This window comes from Aquibium sp. A9E412 (assembly GCF_030398335.1).
Classification (GTDB): Bacteria; Pseudomonadota; Alphaproteobacteria; order Rhizobiales; family Rhizobiaceae; genus A9E412.
Genome location: NZ_JAOAOP010000034.1, coordinates 17,689 through 38,889, shown reverse-complemented (window position 1 = coordinate 38,889; position 21,201 = coordinate 17,689). Strand labels below are relative to the sequence as shown.

General features: G+C 70.9%; 18 protein-coding genes, 1 tRNA gene and 1 pseudogene. 7 read left to right on the top strand and 13 right to left on the bottom strand.

Translation table 11 applies throughout. The annotated features are described in order from the left end of the window. Positions 1-582: 582 nt before the first annotated feature. A tRNA-Gln gene (locus N1F89_RS12975) sits at positions 583-656 on the top strand. 138 nt (positions 657-794) lie between these two features. Here the strand turns inward: N1F89_RS12975 and N1F89_RS12970 are convergent. The 4 genes from N1F89_RS12970 to N1F89_RS12955 form a co-directional block, all read right to left on the bottom strand. Further along, positions 795-1,400, bottom strand: coding sequence for a DsbA family protein (locus tag N1F89_RS12970; RefSeq protein WP_290084548.1), 606 nt, complete (start codon positions 1,398-1,400; stop codon positions 795-797). Then, positions 1,397-2,764 (bottom strand): ATP-binding protein, encoded by a 1,368-nt coding sequence (locus tag N1F89_RS12965; protein WP_290084545.1) that lies wholly within the window; start codon positions 2,762-2,764, stop codon positions 1,397-1,399. Before N1F89_RS12965 ends, N1F89_RS12970 begins: the two co-directional genes overlap by 4 nt. Further along, positions 2,761-3,426, bottom strand: a complete 666-nt coding sequence (locus N1F89_RS12960; protein ID WP_290084544.1) for a response regulator transcription factor — start codon at positions 3,424-3,426, stop codon at positions 2,761-2,763. The genes N1F89_RS12965 and N1F89_RS12960 overlap by 4 nt, the downstream gene beginning before the upstream one ends. A gap of 65 nt (positions 3,427-3,491) precedes the next feature. Then, positions 3,492-4,250, bottom strand: coding sequence for a L,D-transpeptidase (locus tag N1F89_RS12955; protein ID WP_290084542.1), 759 nt, complete (start codon positions 4,248-4,250; stop codon positions 3,492-3,494). A 114-nt stretch (positions 4,251-4,364) separates the two neighbouring features. Here N1F89_RS12955 and dsbD point away from each other — a divergent pair, with 114 nt between their 5' ends. From dsbD to N1F89_RS12935, 4 genes are all read left to right on the top strand, one after another. After that, complete coding sequence (gene dsbD, locus N1F89_RS12950; RefSeq protein WP_290084540.1) at positions 4,365-6,230, top strand: protein-disulfide reductase DsbD; 1,866 nt, start codon at positions 4,365-4,367, stop codon at positions 6,228-6,230. Between the two features lies 1 nt (position 6,231). Next, positions 6,232-7,038, top strand: a complete 807-nt coding sequence (locus N1F89_RS12945; RefSeq protein ID WP_290084539.1) for a TlpA disulfide reductase family protein — start codon at positions 6,232-6,234, stop codon at positions 7,036-7,038. Positions 7,039-7,125: 87 nt separating this feature from the next. Further along, positions 7,126-7,674 carry a DsbA family protein gene (locus N1F89_RS12940; protein WP_290084549.1) on the top strand — a complete coding sequence of 183 codons (549 nt, stop codon included), beginning with the start codon at positions 7,126-7,128 and terminating at the stop codon, positions 7,672-7,674. 237 nt (positions 7,675-7,911) lie between these two features. Further along, positions 7,912-8,550: an NAD(P)H-binding protein gene (locus tag N1F89_RS12935; protein WP_290084538.1), complete on the top strand. Its 639-nt coding sequence runs from the start codon at positions 7,912-7,914 to the stop codon at positions 8,548-8,550. Positions 8,551-8,691: 141 nt separating this feature from the next. On the opposite strand, the gene N1F89_RS12930 is transcribed toward N1F89_RS12935, so the two are convergent. The 8 genes and pseudogenes from N1F89_RS12930 to N1F89_RS12895 all read right to left on the bottom strand — a co-directional run bounded on the left by N1F89_RS12930 (position 8,692) and on the right by N1F89_RS12895 (position 17,749). Next, positions 8,692-9,684 (bottom strand): LLM class flavin-dependent oxidoreductase, encoded by a 993-nt coding sequence (locus tag N1F89_RS12930; RefSeq protein WP_290084537.1) that lies wholly within the window; start codon positions 9,682-9,684, stop codon positions 8,692-8,694. Between the two features lie 128 nt (positions 9,685-9,812). Further along, positions 9,813-10,271: pseudogene (locus N1F89_RS12925) on the bottom strand ((2Fe-2S)-binding protein); the annotation flags it as partial. Beyond that, entirely contained in the window at positions 10,268-11,092 is an 825-nt protein-coding gene (locus N1F89_RS12920; protein ID WP_290084536.1) for an FAD binding domain-containing protein, read from the bottom strand. The pseudogene N1F89_RS12925 and the gene N1F89_RS12920, both read right to left, overlap by 4 nt. After that, entirely contained in the window at positions 11,089-13,455 is a 2,367-nt protein-coding gene (locus N1F89_RS12915) for a xanthine dehydrogenase family protein molybdopterin-binding subunit (protein ID WP_290084535.1), read from the bottom strand. The genes N1F89_RS12920 and N1F89_RS12915 overlap by 4 nt, the downstream gene beginning before the upstream one ends. Before the next feature lie 16 nt (positions 13,456-13,471). Then, positions 13,472-14,791, bottom strand: coding sequence for a TRAP transporter large permease subunit (locus N1F89_RS12910; RefSeq protein ID WP_290084532.1), 1,320 nt, complete (start codon positions 14,789-14,791; stop codon positions 13,472-13,474). After that, positions 14,784-15,275, bottom strand: coding sequence for a TRAP transporter small permease subunit (locus tag N1F89_RS12905; protein ID WP_290084531.1), 492 nt, complete (start codon positions 15,273-15,275; stop codon positions 14,784-14,786). The genes N1F89_RS12910 and N1F89_RS12905 overlap by 8 nt, the downstream gene beginning before the upstream one ends. Before the next feature lie 58 nt (positions 15,276-15,333). Continuing rightward, complete coding sequence (locus tag N1F89_RS12900; protein WP_290084530.1) at positions 15,334-16,404, bottom strand: C4-dicarboxylate ABC transporter substrate-binding protein; 1,071 nt, start codon at positions 16,402-16,404, stop codon at positions 15,334-15,336. A 112-nt stretch (positions 16,405-16,516) separates the two neighbouring features. Further along, positions 16,517-17,749, bottom strand: a complete 1,233-nt coding sequence (locus N1F89_RS12895) for a pyridoxal-phosphate dependent enzyme (protein WP_290084529.1) — start codon at positions 17,747-17,749, stop codon at positions 16,517-16,519. Between the two features lie 179 nt (positions 17,750-17,928). On the opposite strand from N1F89_RS12895, the gene N1F89_RS12890 reads away from it, so the two are divergent. Then, positions 17,929-18,744, top strand: coding sequence for an IclR family transcriptional regulator (locus tag N1F89_RS12890; RefSeq protein ID WP_290084527.1), 816 nt, complete (start codon positions 17,929-17,931; stop codon positions 18,742-18,744). Between the two features lie 32 nt (positions 18,745-18,776). Here the strand turns inward: N1F89_RS12890 and N1F89_RS12885 are convergent, their stop codons facing one another. Beyond that, entirely contained in the window at positions 18,777-19,982 is a 1,206-nt protein-coding gene (locus N1F89_RS12885; protein ID WP_290084524.1) for a Xaa-Pro peptidase family protein, read from the bottom strand. A 213-nt stretch (positions 19,983-20,195) separates the two neighbouring features. Between N1F89_RS12885 and N1F89_RS12880 the strand changes: the two genes are divergently transcribed. Next, positions 20,196-21,200 (top strand): TIGR03619 family F420-dependent LLM class oxidoreductase, encoded by a 1,005-nt coding sequence (locus N1F89_RS12880; RefSeq protein ID WP_290084523.1) that lies wholly within the window; start codon positions 20,196-20,198, stop codon positions 21,198-21,200. Position 21,201: the final 1 nt, after the last annotated feature.

The following is a 21,201-nucleotide window of genomic DNA, read 5'->3' as shown; positions in this document are numbered from 1 at the left end:
TGCGCTTGCGCCGCTTGCGCCGGCGCGGCTGGCCGTCATGGCCGGTGCCGTGCGGCGGCGGGGCGGCGGATGCCGGCGCGCCCGCCCTGTCGCTTGCGCCCTCGGTCGGCGCGGTGCCGTTGCCGGTGGCGCCCGCGACGGGCGCGCGCGCGCCCCTGTCGTGGTCGTCCACGTCTGGTCCTTTCGCGCCGCGCGGTCCCATGCCGGTCGCTGCAGGCGCTCTCGTCTTGCGTTGCGTGGAATGTAGCAGCCGCACGCGCGATCACCAAGGGGCGCGTGCGGCGCGCCGGTCGCCTCGGCGCCGCCGGCGGATGCCGTCATGCGTTCCTCTTGCAGCGCGCGCCGCGCCACCTATCTTGCCGGGGGCTCGCGGCGATGCGGCAAACGCGGCCGCGTGGCCGGCTGCGGCGGCGTGACGCCATGCCGCCAACATGGCGGTCGGTCCGCACAGCGGGCGCGAAGCTAACGCTTGATCGGTCCGCGCGATGTGCTAAAAGGCGCGCCGACGCGGTCGGCAAGGTCGCCCGCATCACGGTGCCGCCGGCAAGCCGGCCGCATCACACGTGGTTCCAAGTGGGCCATTGGGGAATAGTTTAACGGTAGAACAGCGGACTCTGACTCCGTCGGTCCTGGTTCGAATCCAGGTTCCCCAGCCAGTTCATCCCGAAAGAACGAACAAACATCCGGACGCTGCGGCTGCATCCGCGTCTCGGCCGGTGCACCTGCCCCAGGCCCGAAGTCTCGCCGGGGTTTGGCGTTTTGCCGGCTGCTTGCGAGCCGGCCGCCGCCCTGCCTCACCCCGCCCGGCCGGCGCGGGCGGCTTGGACGGCGCGGCGGATGGCGTCGGCGTCGAGCGCGGCGCGGTAGAGCCGCGCGCCGACGACGAAGCCCGGCGTGCCGGGCAGGCCGAGCGCGCGCGCCTGCGCGGCGTTGCGGGCCAGCAGGGCGTCGATCCCGGCCAGCCGCGCGTCGAGCGCGTCGCGCACCCGGCCGACATCGATCCCGCGGGCGCGCATGGCGTCGTCGATGCGGCCGAGCCGCAGCGGCGGGCCCATCGTCATCACCGCGTCGAGCGCCGGCGCGTAGTCGCCGAGGGCGTCGGCGGCGAGCACCATGCGCGCGGCATAGAGCACCGTGTCGCCGTTGATCGGCCAGTCCTTCATCACCAGGCGGATGTCGCCGTCCTCGGCCACGATGCGCTTGAGATGCGGGTGAAGCGCCCGGCAGGACGGGCATGCATAGTCGAAGAACTCGGCGATCGTCACGTCGCCCTCGGGATTGCCGAGAACCGGCTGGCGCGGGTCGAACAGCACCTCGGACAGGGCCGGCAGCGCGCGCGCCGGCGCGGCGCCGGCCAGCGCGGTGGCCGAGACGGCCAGCAAGCCGCGTCTGGAGATCATCGCTCCTCCTCCTGCCGGGCAAGCGTCAGCGTCGCGGCGAGGCCGCCGGCCGCGCGGTTGGCGAGCGACAGCGCGCCGCCCGTCTGGTCCATCGCCTCCTGTGCGATGGACAGCCCGAGGCCGCTGCCGGTGGCGCTCTTGCCGCGGCCGCGGAAGAAGCGCTCGGTGACGTGCGGCAGCTCGGCCGGCGGGATGCCGGGGCCGTCGTCCTCGACGACGATGCGCGCCCGCCCGGCCTCTGCCTCGACGCGGACCACCACCGTGCCGCCCTCGGGCGCGTGATTGACCGCGTTCTCGATCAGATTGCGCAGGGCGAGCGTCAAAAGCGCCGGCTCGAAGCGGGCGACGGGCCCGGCCGCGTCTTCCGCGCCGGCCAGCACGATCGCGCGGTCGCGTGCCGGCGGCATCTCCGCCACGACACGCGCGACGAGCGGGCGCACCGGGGCACGCGTCAGCGCCGGCGCGCGGTCGCCCGCCTCGATGGCGGCGAGGTCGAGAAGCTGGGCGACCAGCCGCGAGACGCGGTCGACGCCGGCCGAGATCTGCCGGAGCGCGTTGGCGTGGACGGCGCCGTCGCCGCTGGCGAGCGCGATCTGCGCCTGCGTCTTGAGGCCGGCGAGCGGCGTCTTCAGCTCGTGCGCGGCGAAGGCGGTGAAGCTCTTCTCGCGCTCGCGCGCCGCCTCGACGCGGCGGAACAGGCCGTTGAGCGCGTGCACGGCCGGGGCGATCTCGCGCGGCAGGTTCTCGTCGGGCAGCGGCCGCAGGTCGGAGGCGGCGCGCGACGACAGCATGCGGGCCATGCCGTTGAGCGGCGCCATGCCGCGGCGCAGGCTGAACCAGATGACGGCGGCGAGGAACGGCACGATGAGGCCGGCCGGCAGCGCCAGCCCCGTGATGACGCCGCCGACGAGGCGGTCGCGGACGCGCACATTGTCGCCGACCATGACGCGCACGCCGAGCTCGGCATCCTCGATGGTGTAGACGCGCCATGTCTCGCCGTCGATCACGGTCTCGGAGAAGCCGCTGCGCGCATCCGTCAGGCGGTCGCGCGGCGCATCCTCGGAGCGCCCGACGAGCCGGCCGTCGAGCGACCAGATCTGGCACGAGAGCTGCCGGTCGTAGGGCCGGTCGCCGGCAGGCGCCGGCGCGACGGCCGCCGCCGCCGCGTCGCCGCCGAGCGCCAGCTCGACGCGGCCCTCGGCCAGCAGCGACCTGACCATGCGCGCGGCCTCGGTCAGCCGCGCATCCAGGACGCGCTCGAGCTCGGCCTCGGTGTCGACGTAGATCCACAGCGTCGCCAGCAGCCAAACGAGCCCGGTCGAGGCGACGAGGACGGCGAACAGCCTGGTCCGGATCGAGCTCACGGGCTTTCCTCGGCAAGGCGGTAGCCGAGGCCACGCACGGTCTTGATGAAGCCGGCGCCGAGCTTGCCGCGCAGATGGTGGATGTGGACCTCGACGGCGTTGCTTTCCACCTCCTCCTGCCAGCCGTAGAGCATCTCCTCCAGCACCGCGCGCGAGACCGTCGTTCCGGGACGCTCCATGAGGGCGCGAAGAACGCCGAACTCGCGGCGCGTCAGCGGCACCCCCCTGCCGTCGCGGCTCGCCGTCTGGCGGGCCGGGTCGAGCGTCACGCCGCGCCACTCCAGAACGGTGTCGGCGCGGCCGAGGCCGCGGCGCGCGGCGGCGCGCACCCGCGCGGCCAGCTCGTCGAGATCGAACGGCTTGCCGACATAATCGTCGGCGCCCGCGTCCAGCCCGGTGATGCGGTCGGCGACCTGGTCGCGCGCCGTCAGAAGCACCACGGGCGTGGCGTCCTTGCGCCGCCGCAGCGCGGCCAGAACGTCGAGGCCCGAACCGTCCGGCAGCATCAGGTCGAGCACCACCGCGTCGTAGTCCTGTGCCGCCAGCGCGCTCGAGGCGTCCTCGCAGGTCTGCACCGCATCGACGGTGAAGCCGGCCAGCCCGAGGCCGACCGACAGGCCGTCGAGCAGCATCGGATCGTCCTCGACCACGAGAATGCGCATGCCTCAGTCTCCATCGCGGGGCGCAGCGCGCCGCGGCGCGCCGTCCGGTCCTTCTTGCGCCATCGTCACACGGCCAGCAACGCCTCCATTGCGGGATCGGGAATGACGACGATCGGGCTGCCGTCGCGCACCGTGTCGTGCAGATGCATGACGTCCTGGTTGATCAGCCGGATGCAGCCCGACGACACCGCCTTGCCGATGCTCCACGCCTCCGGCGTGCCGTGCAGGCGGTAGAGCGTGTCCTTGCCGTCCTTGTGGATGTAAAGCGCGCGCGAGCCCAGCGGATTCCTCGGCCCGGGGTCCATGCCGCCATTGGCGATGCTGTAGGGCTCGAGCTCCGGCTGGCGCGCCACCATCGAATCGGGCGGCGTCCAGCGCGGCCACTTGCGCTTGTAGGCGACGATCGCCCGGCCGGCCCAGGCGAAGCCCTCACGGCCGACGCCGATGCCGTAGCGCATGGCGCGGCCGCCGGGTCGCACGTGGTAGAGATACTTGGCCGGGGTGTCGACGATCAGGGTGCCGGGCTTCTCCTTGCCGGGATAGGCGACCTCGGTGCGCCAGAAGCGGCGGTCGAGCCGGGCGATGTCGACCTCGGGAACGGGAAAACGCTCCTCCGGCCGGGCATAATACATCGGCGGCACCACCGGCGCAGGCGCCGGCGCCGGCTGCAGCTTCGCCGCCGGCGTGCGCTGCGGCACCGCGACGCAGCCCGAGACGGCGGCCGCGCTCAGCCCGACGAGAAACGCCCGCCGGCCGATCCCGCCCCGCCCGGATCGCCTTTCGCCGCCGCCGGCCGCGGCCGCAATGATGTCGAAGTCGCGCATGTCTCAAACCCTCTCGGTTCCGGTCGTCGCCCCGAAAACGCGCCAACCTTAAGGCTGCCTTAAGCTGCGCCGGTCAGGCGCCACGGCGACGGGCTATCGACGGAGAGATCGGCGATGATCAGAGCTGCAATCGCGATGCTGGGCCTGCTGGCGGCGCTGGCCGCCGCCGCGGCGGCAGAGCCGCTGGCGGCGGACCGCGCCTTCGCGCTGACGGTGACGCGCGGGCCCGACCAGTCGCTGACGCTGCGATGGCGCATCGCCGAGGGCTACTATCTCTACCGCGACCGCATCGCCGCGCGCGGTCCCGACGGCGCGCCGCTCGACGTCGAGACGGCGCCCGGCACCGTCAAGGACGACCCGACCTTCGGCCGCACCGAGGTCTATTACGGCGCCGCCGAGGCGGTGCTGGCCACGCCGGGCGGCGGGCCGATCGAGGTCGTCTATCAGGGATGCCAGGACGGCGGCATCTGCTACGCGCCGGACACCCGCCGCATCGATCCGGTCAGCCTGGCGGTGTCGGAGACGGCGCCGCCGGCAATGTCGTCGGCGCAATGGCAGACCGGACCGGCCGATGCGGCGCCGCTCGACACGGCCCCCGCGGATGCGGCCCCCATCAATGCGGCCCCCGACGATATCGCGCCTGTCGACCCTGCGCCGGCCGCCGGCGAAAGCGCCGGCTTCCGGCTGGCCGACGACGGCGGGCTCGTGCAGTCGCTGCTGGGCGACGGCGGCGGGCTTCTCGTGCTGGCCATGTTTCCGCTCTTCGGCCTGCTTCTGGCCTTCACGCCCTGCGTCTTCCCGATGTACCCGATCCTGGCCGGGGCGCTGGCGCGCGAGGGCGACGGCCTGACCGCGCGGCGCGGCTTCGTGCTGTCGGGCATCTACGTGCTGGCGCTGGCCGCCGCCTTCGCGCTGCTCGGCGCGGCGGCCGGCTGGTCGGGCCAGAACCTGCAGATGATGCTGCAGTCGCCCTACACCCTCGGCGTGCTGGCCGCCGTCTTCGTGGCGCTCGCGCTGTCGATGTTCGGCCTCTACGAGCTGCAACTGCCGGCGGCCTGGACGCGCTGGATCACCGCGCGCACGGGCGGCCGCGGCGGCTCGAAGCGCTCGGCCGCGCTGCTCGGCTTCTCCTCGGCGCTGATCGTGGGGCCCTGCGTCACGGTGCCGCTCGCCGGCGCGCTGCTCTACATCGCGCAAACCGGCGACGTCGTTCTCGGCGCCGCCGCGCTGTTCGGCCTCGGCGTCGGCAAGGGCCTGCCGCTGATCGTCATGGGCACGCTCGGCGGCAGCTACCTGCCGCGCGCCGGCGCCTGGATGGACGGCGTCAAGCGGCTGTTCGGCTTCGGCTTTCTGGCGACGGCGATCTGGACGGCGGCACCGCTGCTGCCGGCCGGCCTCGAGCTGGCGCTGTGGGGCGTGCTGCTGATCTTCGTCGCCAGCTTCGCCTTCACGGCCCGCTGGCCCGGCAGCACCGGCCTGGCGACCGGCCGGGCGCTGGGCGCGGCGGCGATGATCTACGGCGCGCTGCTCATGATCGGCGCCAGCTCGGGCGGCACCGACCCGCTGCGGCCGCTGGCCGCGCTGGCCGGGCGCGGCGCGCCGGCCGCCGCCGAGCGCGCGCTCGACTTCGCCACCGTCGGCACGGCGCCCGAGCTGCGCGCCCGGCTGGCGTCGGCCGACGGCCGGCCGACGCTGGTCTACGTCACGGCCGAGTGGTGCGTGACGTGCCGGGTGATCGAGCGCTCGGTTCTGCCGCACGACGCCGTGCGCCGGCAGCTCGCCGGCTTCCAGCTCGTCAAGGCGGACCTGACCGACTACGACGGCGACAGCGCCGCCCTCATGGACCAGCTCGGCGTCGCCGGGCCGCCGACCATGCTGTTCTTCGACGGCGACGCGCGCGAGGTCGCCGACACCCGGCTGGTCGGCAACGTCACGGTGGAGAGCCTGACGCGCTCGGCCGGCCGTCTGGCGGCGTTCTGAGATGAACGCCGTCTCCCTCGGGCCGCTCGTTCTTGCGGCCGACCGGTTCGCCGTCGTTCTCGGCATGCTGGTCTTCGTGCTGGTCGCCGGCATGCTCGCCCGGCGCGTCGACGCGCGCTTCGCCGGCTGGTCGTGGTGGGTGCTGCTCGGCGGCATCGCCGCGGCGCGGCTCGGCCACGTGCTCGTCAACTGGTCGAGCTTCATGCAGGAGCCGTGGCGCGTCGTCGCGCTGTGGCAGGGCGGCTTCCACTGGCCGAGCGCGGCCGTCGCCGTGGCGGCGAGCGTCGTTCTGGTGCTGCGGACCGGGCGGCTGCGCCTGTGGGCCCTGCTGCCGCTGGCGCTCGCCGTGGTCGTCTGGAACACCACCCTGCAGCTCACCACGAGTTCGCAGAACGTCGCCCTGCCGGCGATGACCTTCGCGATGCTGGACGGCGGCACCTATCCGCTCGATGCGCCGTCGGGCACGCCCAGGGTGGTCAATCTGTGGGCCACCTGGTGCCCGCCCTGCCGCCGCGAGATGCCGATGATGGCCGACGTGGCGGCGACCACCGACGGCCTCGACTTCGTCTTCGCCAATCAGGGAGAAGACCCGCAGCGGATCGACGCCTACCTGGCCGATGTCGGCCTGTCGCTCGAACTCGTGCTGCTCGACCAGTTCCGCGACCTGGCCCGCCACTACGGCGCGCCCGGCCTGCCGACCACCCTGTTCATCGCCGCCGACGGCACCCTTCAGCACGCCCATCTCGGCGAGATCTCGCGCGAGGTGCTGCAGGCGCGCATCGCCGCGCTGCTGGACGACCAACCCTGAGGAACCAGAGGAGCTGACATGACGACGACCAGACGAGACCTGCTGCAGGCCGCGCTCGCCGCCACCGCGGCGACCGCCCTGCCCGCCATGGCGCGGGCCCAGGGCGCACCGACCGGCCCGACGGTCGAGGATGTCCATTTCGACCCGGAGATCCCGGTGCTCGGCAACCGCGACGGCGACGTCACCGTGTCGGAATATTTCGACTACCAGTGCCCCTACTGCAAGCGCGGCCACGACGATCTGCTCGACGTGGTGCGGGCGGACGGCAATGTGCGCCTGGTGATGAAGGACTGGCCGATCTTCGGCGGCCCCTCCGTCCATGCCGCCGGTCTCGTGCTTGCGGCCGGCGACCGCTACGCGGAGGGCCTCAACGCGCTGATGGCGACGCCGGGCCGGCTCAGCCGCGAGGACGTCGACGCCACCCTGGCCGACGCCGGCTTCGACCCGGCCGCGCTCGCCGCCGCCTCGCAGCGGGACATGGCCCGCATCGACGGCATCCTGGCCCGCAACATGGACCAGGCCAACGCCTTCGGCTTCCGCGGCACGCCGGCCTTCGTCATCGGCACGCGGATCTACAACGGGGCGCTCGACCGCAGGACGCTGGTTGAGGCGATCGACACCGCGCGCCGCGGCTGAGGTCCCGGCCGGCACGCCGCCGGGCGCGCATGCCCCGTTCGGCAAACGGCGAACCGGTTCCCGCACCGCCCGCGACGCTCGATCTGAGCGCGTTTGCGGGCGGCGAACCGGTTTCCCCGTCGTCCGGAACGCTCCGTCCGACCGCGTTTCCCGACCGCGCACCGGTTCCCACGTCGCCTGGAACGCTCTAGATCGCGGTCATGCGGACGGAGACGGCACGGCAGCGAGGCGGCGCGCATGAACATCCTGGTGATCGGCGCATCCTCCGGCATCGGCCGTCACACGGTCGATGCCGCCCTGGCGCGCGGCCACGCGGTGCGGGCCATGGCGCGCGGCGCCGGGCGGCTTCCCCCGGGCATCGCCGGGCTCGAGCCGGTCGCCGGCGACGCCCGCGACCCGGCGGCCGTCGCCGGCGCGCTCACCGGCATCGACGCCGTCGTCCAGACGCTCGGCGTCGGCACCGGCCGCGGCACCCTCATGCACGAGGTGCGGCTTTTTTCCGAGGCGACGGCGGTGCTGCTTTCGGCCATGCGCGCGGCCGGCGTCATGCGGCTGGTCGCCGTCACCGGCTTCGGCGCCGGCGCCAGCAGCCGCGCGCTCAGCCTGCCCGAGCGGCTCGGCCAGCGCCTGCTGCTCGGCGGCGCCTATGCCGACAAGGACCGCCAGGAGCGGCTGATCGAGGCGAGCGACCGCGACTGGACGATCGTGCGGCCGACGCTGCTGGCCGACTATGCCGGCAGCGGCCGCTACCGCGTCTTCGCCGAGCCGGAGCGCTGGCACGGCGGCATGATCGCGCGCTCCGACGTCGCCGCCTTCATCGTCGACGCGCTGGAACGCGGCACCCATCTGCGCCGCGGCGTGGTCGTCAGCCGGTAGGGCGAGCGGCGGCCGGCCGGGCGGCAGAGCGGTCGCAACGCCTTGTCCCGGCGGGTCTGCGGACCGTGAACCGGTTCCCGCTTCGCCTGCAAACGCTTTCTCCCCCGCACGTTTGCGGACGGCAAGCCGCCTGCAACCGCTTTAGCGCAGCGCCGCCAGGAGCTGGTGCGCCATGCCCTCGTAGTCGAGCCGCTCGAGCACCTCGAGACTCGGCCGCATGCCGAAGATGTCGGCGCCGGCCGCGCCCAGGCTCTCGATGCGCGCGCGGCATTCCTCGACCGAACCGACCACCGCCAGGCGGTCGATATAGTCGTCGGGGATGAGGTCGCGGTCGACGGCGGCGGTTCCCCCGCGCATCACCGCGCGGATCGTGTCGACCTGCGCCTTGTCGATGCCGAGCATGCCGGTCACCTTGCTGTGCGAATTGGCGATGGTGCGCGCGGTGATGAGGCGGATGGTGTCGTAGAGCAGCGCCTTGTCGTCGCCGCAAAGGGCGAAGTTCCAGGCGACGATCTTGACCGCGTCGGGCGCTCGTCCGGCGCCGGCGGCGGCCTCCCGGATCCAGCCGGTGACGGCCGCAAGCCCTTCGGGCCGGCCGACATTGCCGACGATGACGCCGTCGGCCACCTCGCCGGCCATGCGGAAGGCACGCGGATGGGTGGTGGCGACATAGATGTCGACCGGATTCTTCGGCCTGAACTCCATATGCGCGTCGTCGAAGCGGAAGACGTCGTTGGCCACCGTATGGCGCTCGCCGGCAAGCACCGCCTTCATGGCCAGGATGGCGTCGCGCGTCGTCTCGGTGAAATCGCCGTCGGGTGCGCCCATCGCCTTGCGCGTCGGCTTCAGCCCGGCACCGATGCCCAGCACCACGCGGCCGGCGGCCAGGTCGGCGACCGTGGCCACGGCGCGGGCGATCTGGATCGGATGGCGCGTGTAGGGATTGGCGATGCCGACGCCGAGCCGGATGCGGCTGGTCGTCGCCGCGATGGCGCCGAGAAGCACGTATGGATCGCGCATGAAGGTCTCGTCGGGCACCCACACCATGGGCATGCCCGCCTGCTCGGCGCGCTGCACCATCTCGATGACCTCGGCCGACGTCTGGCGCGGCAGTGCGCAGAAAGAAAAATCCATTCCGTCCTCTCGCTGGCGTCTGGGGCCGGCTGCCGGAAAACGGGTCCGGGCAGCGGGCAGGAGTAGTCTGTTCAGGGGCTTTCGGCGTCCGGCCCGCAATCGCCGTCCGGCGCTGCCCCGACCGGCGCCCGCTCGGCGATGACGCGGGCGACCGCCCGCACGATGCCGCGATAGCCGGTGCAGCGGCAGATGCAGCCGGCCAGCTCGTGGCGGATCGCGGCGATGTCGGGCGTCGTGTGGCGCATGACGATGTCGCGGGCGGTGGCCAGCATGCCGGGCGTGCAGTAGCCGCACTGCAGCGCGTGCTCCTCGGTGAAGGCGGCGCGCAGCCGCGCGACGACGGCGTCGTCCTCGAAGCCCTCGACCGTGGTCACCGCGGCGCCCTCGCAGGAGGCGGCGAGCGTGATGCAGGAGCGCACCGGCACGCCGTCGAGCAGCACCGTGCAGGCGCCGCAGGCGCCGTGCTCGCAGCCCAGATGCGTGCCCTTGAGCGCCAGCCGGTCGCGCAGGAAGTCGGCCAGGCTGACGCGCGGCTCCGTGTCGACGCTGACGGCCTCGCCGTTCACCGTCAGGGAAAGGCGCGTCATCGCATGACCTCCGTGATGGCGCGGCGCAGACAGGTCGCGTGGATCTGCATCTCGTAGCGGTCGAGATCGGGTTCGCGCGCGGCGAGCGAGCGGCGTATCGCGGCATCTTCGACCGGCGCGCCGGCCGCGATGGACGCCTCGAGGTCGGCATGCCGGGCCGGGCCGCCGAGCGGGCTGCTGCCCGCCACCACCCGCACGAGACCGCTTTCGGGGTCGTGCACGACGGCGGCGATCGCCTCGCCGAAGGCGCCGGCCTTCTTGCGCATCTTGCGGTAGGACCAGCGGGCCGCCGGCGACAGCCTCGGCAGGCTCACCGCCGTCAGCATCTCGCCCTCCTCCAGCGCGCAGGAGAAGACGTCGAGCGAGAACGCCTCGCTGTCGAGCTCGCGCCGGCCGTCCGGCCCGGCGATCTGCATGGTGGCGCCAAGCGCCATCATCGCCACCGGCCAGTCGGCCGCCGGATCGGCGTGGCACAGGCTGCCGCCGATGGTGCCGCGGTTGCGCACGGCGCGGTAGGCGATGTCGCGGGCGACGAAGACGAGCATGCCGTTCCAACGGTCGCCGCCGACGCCGTCCTCGAGCGCGGCATGGGTGACACGGGCGCCGATTCGCACGCGTCCGTCGGCCTCGGCGATCTCGCCGAGTTCGGTCAGCCCGCCGATGTCGATCAGCGTCTCGGCGGCGGCCATGCGCAGGTTGAGCATCGGCAGCAGCGACTGGCCGCCGGCCAGAATACGCGCCTCGCCCTCGCCCGCGGCGAGCGCGGCGAGGGCCTCGTCGAGCGAGGCCGGGCGCAGGAAGGTGAATGCCGGCGCCTTCATCGCGCGTCCTCCTGTGCGGCACCGTGCCGGTCGCGGGCGGCGAAGATCGCCTCCAGCACGCGGCGCGGCGTGGCCGGTACGGCGCAGAGCTCGGCGCCGATACCGGCGAGCGCGTCGTTGATGGCGTTGACCACGGCGGCCGGCGGCGCGATGGCGCCGCCCTCGCCGACGCCCTTGACGCCGAACCGGGTGTAGGGCGAGCGGGTCTCGCGATGGTCGAGGCGGATCATCGGGATCTCGCTCGCCGCCGGCACGGAATAGTCGCCGAAGGTGGTGGCGAGCGGCTGGCCCTGGTCGTCGAACGGCACCTCCTCAAAAAGCCCGGTGCCGATGCCCTGCGCCACGCCGCCGAGGACCTGGCCGTCGACGATGGTCGGGTTGACGCGGGTGCCGCAGTCGTCGACCGCGACATAGTCGAGCAGCGTGACGACGCCGAGCTCGAGATCGACGGCGACGCGCGCGGCATGGGCGGCGTAGGCGAACGGCGCGCGGTCGCCGTCGGGCCGGTAGCCGGCGGTCAGCTCCAGCCCGTCGCGCAGGATCGCCTCGGGCAGGTCGAAGGGGCGGAAATGCCAGATATGCGCGGCCTCCTCAAGCGACAGCGAGCCGGTCGGCCCGCGCAGCTCGCCGCCGACGAGCCGCACCTCGGCCGCGCCGCACTGCATCATGTGCCCCGCGACGCGCTTCAGCCGCTCGGCAAGCGCATCTGCGGCGGCGGCGACGGCACCGCCGGTCATCACGATGGCGCGCGAGGCATAGGTGCCGGTCGAATAGGGCGACAGCGCGGTGTCGCCGTGGCGCACGGTGACGCGTTCGGGATCGATGCCCAGCACTTCGGTGGCGATCTGGGCGAGCGTCGTCTCCATGCCCTGGCCGTGCGACTGCACGCCGACGCGGATTTCCAGGCTGCCGTCGGGCTGCATCAGCATGCCGGCATGCTCGAAGCCCGGCATCATCTGAACGCCGAGCGGGGCGATGGTCGCCGTCGAGACGGCGGTGTGCTCGGTGTACATGGCATAGCCGGTGCCGATCACCGTGTCGGGAAGCGGATCGGCCTCGACCTCCTGCATCATCTCGCGGGCGCGGCGCAGGCAGGCGGGATAGTCGCCGCTGTCGTATTCCTTGCCGGTCACCGCCTTATAGGGCATCGCCGCGGGTCCGACGAGATTGTCGAGCCGCACGTCGGCCGGATCGCGGCCGACCGCGCGGGCAACGGCATCGACGATCGTCTCGATGGCGAAGCAGGCGCCCGGCCGCGCCACCGCGCGATAGGGCGACAGCGGCGGCTTGTTTGTCGCCACCGTGCGCGTGTGCACGCGATAGCCGCGGATGTCGTAGGGGCCGGTCAGGATGCCGCTCGCCTGCACGGCGTCGAAACCGTTGGTGTGCGGCCAGATGGAATAGGCACCGGCGTCGGTCGTCAGCACGGCGTCAATGCCGAGAATGCGGCCGTGCGCGTCGGCGTGGGCGGTCACCTCGTAGCGGTGCTCGCGCGCCGAGGCGCCGGCCGTCAGGTGCTCGAAACGGTCCTCGAGCCAGCGTACCGGGCGCTTCAGCCGCAGCGCCAGCCAGGCAACGATGATCTCCTCGGGATGCAGGATCGCCTTGTAGCCGAAGCCGCCGCCGACATCCGGCGCGACGACGCGCACCTGGCGCTGCTGCAGGCCGAGACAGTGGCACAGGCCGTTGCGGATGAGATGCGGCGACTGCGTGGAGGAATAGACGACGAGCTGGCCGACGACAGCGTCCCAGTGCGCCACCACGCCCTTGCCCTCGAGCGGCACCATCGCCTGGCGCGCCATGTCAAGGGTGCGCGTCACGCGCACGCTCGCCGCCGCGATCGCCTCCTCGATGCCGCTTTCGAAGCGGGTTTCCATCGACAGGTTGCTGCCCCAGCTCTCGTGCACGAGCGGCGCGTCGGGCGAAAGCGCGGCGTCGACGGAGGCGACCACCGGCAGTTCGTCGAGATCGGCCATCACCAGTTCGACCAGGTCCTCGGCAGCCGCCCGGCTATCGGCCACGCAGGCGGCGATGATCTCGCCGACGAAGCGCACCCGCTCGTCGGCGATCGGCGGTGTGCCGACGATGCGATGGCCCGGCACGTTGGTTGTCGGCCGTATGGCGACGAGGCCGGCCATGTCGGCGGCGGTGAACACGCGGTCCTGCGCGCCCTCGGGCTTTTCGACGCCGCGGATCGCGGCATGGGCGAGCGGACTGCGCAGGAAGGCGACGTCGAGCATGCGCGGCAGCTCGAGATCGGCTATGTAGCGGCCGCGGCCGTGCAGGAAGCGCGCGTCCTCGCGCCGCGGCAGCGCCGCCCCCACACCGGTCGCGGTCGCCGGCCTGTCGTTTGCCTGACTCATTGACCCACCTCTGCGTTCAGAACCCAACGAACGACGTCATCCATGTCGCGGTCTCCGGAACCATGTAGACGACGAGCAGCACCAGAAGCTGGCAGCCGACGAAGGGCATGACACCGACGGCCATCTGGCGATAGCTCATGTCGGGCGGTGCGATCGAGCGCAGATAGAACAGCGACGGCGCCATCGGCGGGGTCAGATAGCTGGTCTGCAGCGCGATGATGGCGAGCACGGCGAACCACACCGGATCGATGCCCGCCGCGCGCAGCAGCGGGTCGTAGATCGGCACACAGATCAGCACGATCGAGATCCAGTCGAGCACGAAGCCGAGCACCATGATGATGAGGATGATGACCAGGATGAGCTGACCCTCGCTCAGCTCCATCGCCACGATGGTGTTCTGGATGAGCTCGCGCCCGCCATTGATCTGGAAAATGCTGGTGAACATCGTGCCGCCGACGACGATGAACATGACCATCGCCGTGATGACCAGGGTGGCGCGGGTCGCCGACCACAGCACACCGAACGACAGCCGTCCGTAGAGCAGCGTGAGGACGATGGTGCCGAGCGCCCCGACGCCGGCCGCCTCGGTGGGCGCGGCGATGCCGGCGATGATCGAGCCGACCACGGCGAGCACCAGGCCGAGCGCGGGCAGCAGCGAGGTGAGCGTCACCCACAGCTTTTCGCCGAGCGGGATCGCCAGTTCCTCGGCGGCGACCGGCGGGCCGTCCTGCGGGCGCAGCATGCAGCGCACCAGCGCATAGCCGAGGAAACAAGCGACCATCAGGATGCTCGGAATGATCACGGCGGCGAACAGGTCGCCGATCGAAAGCTGGCCCTGGGTGGCGTAGACGACGACGACGATCGAGGGCGGGATCATGGTGCCGAGCGAGCCGCCGGCGCAGATCGTGCCCGCCACCAGGTCGTTGGAATAGCCGTATTTGCGCATGGCCGGAATCGCCATCATGCCGACCATGACCTCGACCGCGCCGACGATGCCGGTGCCAGCGGCGAAGATGGCGCACATCGAGATGGCGGCGAGCGACAGGCCGCCGGGCAGCCGGCCGAGCCACAGGCGCATGGCCTCGAACAGCCGCGCCGCGATGCCCGAGCGCTCCAGCATGGCGCCCATGAAGACGAACAGCGGAATGGCCGCGAAGGTGGGCTGCGAGGCCACCTTGTCGACGAAGCGGTAGAGCTGCGCCGGCGCCAGGTCGCCGAAGGCAAGCAGCGCGAAGCCGAAAGCCGTGACGATCAGGCTGAAGGCGACGGGCAGCCCGAGCAGGATGAGAAGGAACAGAACCGGGAACATGAGCCCGGCGAGAAAGGGATCACCCATGCCGGCCTGCCGCGACGAGAATGGAACGAAGCGCGGTGACGAGGGTCTGCGCAGTGAGCAGCACCATGCCGGCGGCGAGTGCCGAATAGAACGGCCAGAGCTGCGGAGCGAAGGCGCTGACCGGGTCGACCGAACCGCGCTCGTAGGCACGCAACGCCTCGCGCACGGCGACGTAGCTGACCGCCGTGAAGGTCGGCAGGGCGAGGCCGAGCAGCAGTACCGCCAGGATGCCTGCGCGCAGGCGGTCGGGCAGCATCAGGACGATAAAGTCGATGCTGACGTGACCGTCCTGCTTCAGGCAATAGGCCGCAGCGCCCATGAAGAGCGCGCCGCCGAGCATATAGGTCAGATCTCCGGCCCACAGGGTCGGGCTGCCGAAGACGTAGCGGCTGACGACCTCGAAGATCATCACGGCGATCAGGGCGAACACCATGAGGCCGGAGAGGATCGCGAAGCCCGATGACAGTCTGTCGATCAACTTCATAGCGGCGCCTTCGTTGCGAAAGAGGCGGCCGGGGCCGCGCGGCCCCGGCCCTGCCGGATCAGTCCCGGTCGACGTGCTTGTAGGACGCGCCGTCGGCGTAGAGGTCCTGGAACGCAAAGTAGCTGTCGCCGATCTTCTTCATCCATGCGTTGCCGGCTTCGGTCTGCTCCTCGGCCTTGGCCGCCGCCCAGCTCCGGCCCGCCTCGGTGATTGCCTCCGTCACCTCGGCCGGCAGCTCCTCGAACTTGTTGTTGCCGGCGCGCAGTTCCTGCATGGCAACGATGTCGCCCATGCCTGACTGCAGGTAGCTTTCGAATACCGCGAGCTTGGCTGCCGAGGTGACGATCTGCTTCAGGTCGTCGGGCAGCGCGTCCCACGCCTCGGCCTTGACGATGAACTCGTTGATGCCGGCGGGAAAGTGCAGGCCGGGCGCGAGAATGTACTCGGCTGCGTTCTGCAGTCCGGCGATCTGGTTGTCCGCCGGGCCGGACCATTCGGCGATGTCGACGCCGCCGCGATCGAGCATCTGGTAGACCTCGGCGCCCGTGACGAAGACCGGCGCTGCGTTGAACTCCTCGGCAAGGATGGAAGCCCAGCTTCCCGCGGCGCGGAACTTGAGGCCTTCCAGGTCGGAGACGCTCTCGATCGGCTTGTGCGAATGCCACAGCTCGGTCCCGACGACGCCGCCGACCAGCGAATGCAGGCCGAGCGTGTCGCGCTTGAACTCGGTCAGCAGCTCCTGGCCACCGCCCTCGTAGAGCCAGTGGATCAGCGTCTCCGGTCCCATGCCGCCGGGATGGCCGGCATAGAAGGTGTTGGCGGGGTCGGCGTTGACGGCGTACAGCGGCGTGATCATGGCCGCATCGGCGGTGCCGTCGAGCACGGCCTCGTAGTTCTTGGTGGCCGGCGCCAGGACGTCGACGGGATAGGGCTCGATGACCAGCCGGCCGTCGGCCAGTTCGTTGACGCGCTCGGTGAAGGGCACAACGATGTTCTTCCACAGGCCCCAGGTCTCGCCGGCGTAGCTCGACATGCGCCAGACGATCGGCTCCTCCTCCTGCGCCAGGGCGGGAACGGCCGCAGCGGCGGTGACGGTGGCGACCAAGGCCGCGCTGATCCACTGTTTCATCACTTGCATTCTCCTTCTGATCCCCTCCGTTTGTGGTTTCTTGTTCGGAGGCTTGCTGGGTTGGCGTTGCGTTTGACCCGTACTTCTCCGCTGTGTGCGAACTCCGATTGCCTCAGATGTCCAGGTCATAGTGCTCGCGGAGCACCCGCGAGGCATGGTCGAAGGAACCGTCGGTCGAGGGCAGAGCCTCGCCCTTCCCGTCGACGTCCTTCATTCCGCTGGCGGTGACGAGACAGACCGCCGGCCCCTCGGGCAGCGGCGCGCGGGCCGCCTGCTGGCGCAGACCGGCGAGACCGGCCGCCGCCGAGAACTCGACCCACTGTCCGGCGCGGGCGAGCCGCGCACGCGCCGCCTCGATCTCCGCGTCGCTCATGGCGAGCGCCGCGCCGCCGCTCTCCTCGATGGCGCGGCGGCCGCGCAAGCCGCCGACCGGCGAGGCGATCGACAGCGCGCGGGTGGTGTCGTCGGGCGTGCCGACGGCGGCGACGGGCCGGCCGTCGCGCATGGCGCGATGCAACGGGCCGTAGATCCGCGATTCGCACGAGAAGAGCCGCGGCACACCCGGGATCCGGCCGAGGGCACGCAGCTCCTCGAAACCCTTCCACACGCCGTAGAGCAGTTCGCCATAGCCGGTCGGCACGAAGACGCAGCCGGGCGCGACGCCACCGAGATCGCGGAACAGCTCGTAGGCGATCGACTTGTAGCCCTCGATCGCAAAGGGGTGGCCGGTGTGCGCTTCGGGCGTCAGGTTGCTGACGGGATGGAAGCCGGTCCGATCGCAGAGCCGCGCCATCAGCTCCCAGCGCCGGTCGGCCGGAACGGCGAGCGCCGCTCCGCCGTAGGCGGCAACGAAGCGCTGCATCGCGAGCGGCGCGGTGGCGCTGGCCAGAACGATGCACGGCAGGCCGGCGGCCGCTGCATAGGCGCTGGCCGAGGCGCCGTGGTTGCCCGACGAGGCGACGATCACGCCGGGCGCGCCGGCGAGCTGTGCGGCACTCGCCGTGCAGCGGTTGAGCCGGTCCTTGTGGCTCCAGGTCGGGTTGCGCCCCTCGTCCTTGAGGAACAGCGGCCCGTCGATGCCGGCCCACGCGGCCAGAGCCGGAACCTCGAACAGCGGGGTTTCGCCCTCGCCGAGGTTCGTTTCACGCGTTAGCGGCGGCATCAGCGGCGCCCAGGCGGCAAGACCACAGCTTGGACCGGCAGCGCGCTGTGCGAACAAAGACGGTTCGACCCGGCCGTAGTCGAAGGCGAGTTCGAGCGGCCACGGAAGCGACGGATCGGCATCATGGCGGTAGTCGCCGATGCGCGGTGGGAACAGCGGCAGCGTCGCGGCGGCCCCGCCCATCGGGACCTGTCCGGTGGCCAGCGATTCAGTGCGCGCGGTCAGCATGGAACCCCAGGTGTTGCAGCGGCAAGACGTTTCTCTTTTCGGTTGACCGTTTCGATAGATGGAATGTATCCAGCCGGCCCAGCGATGGCGCGCGGCGAGGAACGCGGCCGCAAACCAGCCCCAGCGAGACGGTGATGTCCACTTTCACGCCTTCGCGCGACAGCGAGATGATCGACCCGCGCAGCCAGCCCAACCTCAATCTGGCGCGCGGCCTGCGCATTCTCGAAGCGTTCGACAGCGAGCGGCCGGAATGGGGCGTGCGCGAGCTCGCGCGCGCGCTCGATGCCAACCCGACGACCATCCACCGGCTGCTGACGACGCTGCAGAACTTCGGCTATGTCGAGCATGCCAAGACCTCGTCGCGCTACCGGCTGAGCGCCAAGGTGATGCGCCTTGCGCGCCGCTACTCCGAGCAAAACCCGCTGCAGGAGGTGGCGCGGCGTGTCTTCGAGGACCTTTCGGGGGCCTTCGAGCACAGCTTCTATCTCGGGGTTCTGAGCAACTTCGAGGTGGTCTACACTGCGGTTCAGGACGGCCGCGGGGCGCTGAAGATCTCCGCCCATGTCGGCGAGCGCATCCCGCTGCACACCACCGCCATCGGGAAGGTTCTGCTGGCGGCGCAGGACGGCGCCTTTTTCGAGCGCTTCGTGCGGCAGGCGCCGCTGACCGAGCGCACGGCCAGAAGCAAGACGACGTCCGACGCACTGCAGGAAGAGATCGAGGAGGTGCGGCGGTCGGGCTTCGCGCTCAGCCTGGGCGAGAATTTCGAGGACATCGGCGCGCTCGGCGTACCGCTTTACGACGCGCGGGATAACGTGATTGCCGGGCTGTCGCTCGGCTTTCCGCTGCACCTCCTGGAGGCCGGCCGGCTGGAAATCGAACCGCTGCTCAAGCTCGCCCGCCAGATGTCGCGCGAGATCACCTACCGGACCGAAGGCCGGCTTCCCTGAACGGCGCGCCCCGCCGCGCGGCGGCAAGCGCCTCACGGCTCGACCACCATCAGTTCGCGGCTGAGCGTCGTCAGCAGGGTGTTGCCAGCCTCGCCCAGCACGAACGGATTTTCCACATGGATGCCGCCGGTGCCGAACTCGTAGTACGGCGTCTCGACGTTCAGCACCATGCCCGCCTCGAGCACGAGGTCGTTGCCCGGCGTGATGACGGGCTTCTCGTAGATCTCGGTGCCGATGCCATGGCCGACATGGTGGCGCCGATAGTGCGGCATGCCGGCCTCGCGCACTGCGTCCACCATGAGGTCGAACAGCGCGCCGGCGGTCATGCCCGGACGGGCGTCCGCGATCGCGACGTCCTCGCCGTGCTTGAGCGCGGCGTAGAATGCCGCCACCCGCGCATCGGGCTCGCCGAAGGCGACGTTGCGGGCGATATCTGACCAGTAGCCGTCGCGCGTGCAGGCGACGTCGAACCAGATGGTGTCGCCCTTGCGCAGCGGCGTGCGGTCGGGCGTCACCTGGCCGCCGACGCCATTGCGGCCGATGCGGATCATGGTGAGCTGTGGCGTCGCGCCCTGCGCGGCGACGGTGCGGTTGAACTCGAGCATCATCTCGCGCTCGGTCAGCCCCTCCTCGAGAATGGCCGAGACGGCGCGGATGGCCTGCTCGGTGGCGGCCGCCGCACGGCGCAGGCGACGCACCTCCTCGGCCGTCTTGACGCGCCGCGTCCAGGCGAGAAGGTCGCTGGCGTCCGAGAATCGGGCAGCCGGCAGCAGGCCGCAAAGCTCGTCCTCGACGCCGGGCTTCAGCCCGTCCCTGTCGAGGCCGACATGAGCGCGCTCCAGACCGGCAGCGCTGAGCGCCGAAGCGAGCGCGGCAGCCGGACTGCCCGACGAGGCCAGATCGACCGACGCCGCCTTGAGGCGCTGCTCGGCCTGCGACAGCGCGAGCGGCCCGTCGTCGCGCATCTCACGATGGAAGGTGCCGAACGTCGCCGCCACCTCGACACCCTCGAAGGCGTCGAGGATCTGATCCGACTCGCCGACGCTCGAGACGAGCTGCGGCGCGGCCGACGCTCCGGCCGGAAGCACCGCGAAACAGCTTCCGAAATAGGGATGGATCTTGAGAGACACGCTGCCCACGCCGGTGAGATAGCGCACATTCTCCGGTGTCGCCGCGACGACAGCGTCCAGCCGCTTTTCGGACAGCGCACCCTCGAGCCGGCCGCGGTTCAGAAGCATACATCCCCTCCCTCAGAATGTTCCGTTTAAAGGAACATCATTTCGATATTTTTCACGTTAGGCGATGCTATCCTGACATGTCAATATGGTGTATCGAGATGCGCACTAAGGCCATTGTGACCTATGCAAGCTTGACAAAGCAATCCACAGCCTGAATGATTTTCGCAACGCCGTTTCTATAATCGTAATATCGGGCTGGAGAGGAGTACGAGAATGAAGGTAAGCGTCGGTCTGCCCACGGGCATGGAAGGCATGATGTATCCCGTGCCGTTCGCCGGGGTGCACGACCTGGTCGACGTCGCCAAGCGGGCGGAGGCGCTCGGCTACGATTCGGTCTGGGGCAACGACCACATGACCACCCAGCGCTATGTGCGCGAGGAGTTCGACCAGGCGCCCAATTTCTGGGAGATCCTCAGCACCTACGCCTACATCGCCGCCGAAACGACGAAGCTGCGCATGGGCACCGGCATGCTGGTGCTGCCGATGCGGCGCGACATCGTGGTGGCCGCCAAGCAGATTGCCACCATCGACCATCTGAGCCGCGGCCGGCTGGAGATCGGCATCGGCATCGGCGCCTATCGCGAGGAGTTCGAGGCGCTGCATCCCGACTGGAAGGTGCATCGCGGCCGCATGGTGGAGGAGGCCTTTCAGGCGCTTGACCTGCTCTACAACCAGCGCGTCTCCAGCTTCGATGGCGAGTTCTACAAGTTCGACGACATCGAGATGTATCCCAAGACGTTCCAGCCGGTGCTGCCCACCTATGTCGGCGGCAACAACGTCAACGCGCTGCAGCGGACCGCCGACTACGCGACCGGCTGGCTGCCCGCCTGCCTCCAGGTCGAGAAGCTGCGCGAGAACGTCGACAAGCTGCACGCGCTGGTCGAGGCACGCGGCCGCGACCCGCGGCACATCGAGGTGGCGCCGCAATACGTCGTCTATGTCGGCACGACGCGCGAGGAGGCCGTCCGCCGATTTAAGGACAGCCAGATGCACAAGCATCTGGTCTCGCTGTCCCAGTCGACGCTGAAGGACCAGGGCGAGGTCCGGCACGAGGACATCAACCTGATCGGCGACCCGGCCTGGGTGATCGAGAAGGCACAAGCGCTGAAGGCGGCCGGCGCCACGCACCTGCTCGGCCTCTACTTCGCGGTCAACACGCTGCCCGAGCTCTACGAGCAGATGGAAATCTTCGCCAAGGAGGTGGTGCCGCACATCTGAT